The sequence below is a fragment of the Ruoffia sp. FAM 20857 genome, from assembly GCF_045528645.1.
Lineage (GTDB): Bacteria > Bacillota > Bacilli > Lactobacillales > Aerococcaceae > Ruoffia > Ruoffia halotolerans.
In genome coordinates this window covers 1-1459 of the sequence record NZ_JBGQRB010000105.1, presented here as the reverse complement: position 1 = coordinate 1459, position 1459 = coordinate 1, and the positions used below count along the sequence as shown (strand labels likewise).

Annotated in this window: 1 protein-coding gene; it reads right to left on the bottom strand. The window is 37.9% G+C overall.

All coding sequences use genetic code 11. The annotated features are described in order from the left end of the window. Window positions 1-239: 239 nt before the first annotated feature. Window positions 240-791, bottom strand: coding sequence for a DUF402 domain-containing protein (locus ACEN4N_RS11410; RefSeq protein WP_138405463.1), 552 nt, complete (start codon window positions 789-791; stop codon window positions 240-242). Window positions 792-1459: the final 668 nt, after the last annotated feature.

Sequence of the window (1459 nt, the reverse complement as noted above, 5' to 3'; positions counted from 1 at the left end):
TTTGCCTCCGGCTTCCTTCAGATTCCACCTCACGGTGGACACCCTTGCCTTTAGCTAACAGTTCCTACTGCCAAGTCTGTAGTGGACTTTCACCACCAAGTTATCGCCCATGCCGGGCGCACATAAAGACCTCTTAAAAGATAGTTATCTTCTAAGAGGCTCAGTATCGTGGGATATCATCGCATATCGCTCATTCAATGGCGATTCAATAATCTCCCTTTAAGCGAATTCACTACTATTTAGTTATTATTTATTTTGTTGCGATGTGTTAGCTGACAATAACGTTCATACCAAATATCAATAAATTCTTGAGAGAATGGTCCGCGACCTTCGTCAATCCATCTCACTAACTCTTGTATTTGGTATTTGATAATGCGATCTATCTCATCTGAATAATGATACCGACGCCCATGTATTTCATATTCATCTAAATCCAATAAACGTTTCTCCCCATCTGGAAAAACTTTGATATCTAAATCATAATCAATATATTTCAAGGCTTCGTTATCCATCACATATGGTGAGGCTAAGTTACAATAATATGTAACCCCTCGTTTACGTAACATTGCGATGATATTGAACCAAAAATGTTTATGATAGTAGACAAGTGCAACTTCACGTGTAACCCATCTACGGCCATCTGATTCGACTACCAATGTATGATCATTACAACCAATAATTGATTGCTCACTCGTTTTTAAGACCATATTATCGCGCCATGTCCTGTGCAACGAACCATCGTGTTTATAACTTTTAATAGTGATGAATTCACCTTCTTTCGGTTGTTTCATCACTTAACCCACTTTCTATATTATATATTACGTTCCAGTCTATCGACTGTATGGTTATTCTCGATTATTATAACATAATACTTACACTTGTGTTACAAAATGATTTGAGTATTGACGTTTTATATAAAATAGTTGCTTTGATTTAAAATTTATCACTGTAGTCGCTGCTTTATTGATTGGTAATTTTGGTTTAGTGTGTTAATTTCCACTGTCACCTCATGACATGTCCTGTTAAACGTCTAATTTCCACTGTCACCACATGACAAGTCCTGTTAAACTTCCAATTTGCCTTGTCACCTCATGACATGTCCTGTTAAACTTCCAATTTCTCTTGTCACCATATGACATGTCCCGTTAACCCTCCAATTTCCCTTGTCATCATATGACATGTCCTGATAGAGCTCCGATTCCCCTGGTCACCTCATGACAAGTCCTGTTAGACTTCCAATTCCCCTTGTCGCATCATGACAAGTCCCGTTAAACACCCAATTTCCCTTGTCACCATATGACATGTCCCGTTAACCTTCCAATTTCCACTGTCAATGTCAAGTCCATAATCTTGTGTAAAAGTCTCAATGTAGTTATATCATCTGGTCATCATGCACATTACACTTGTAAGAATGTCCGAGCGTTATTTTCCCAATTTTCGTGGAAATCAATTAATATCG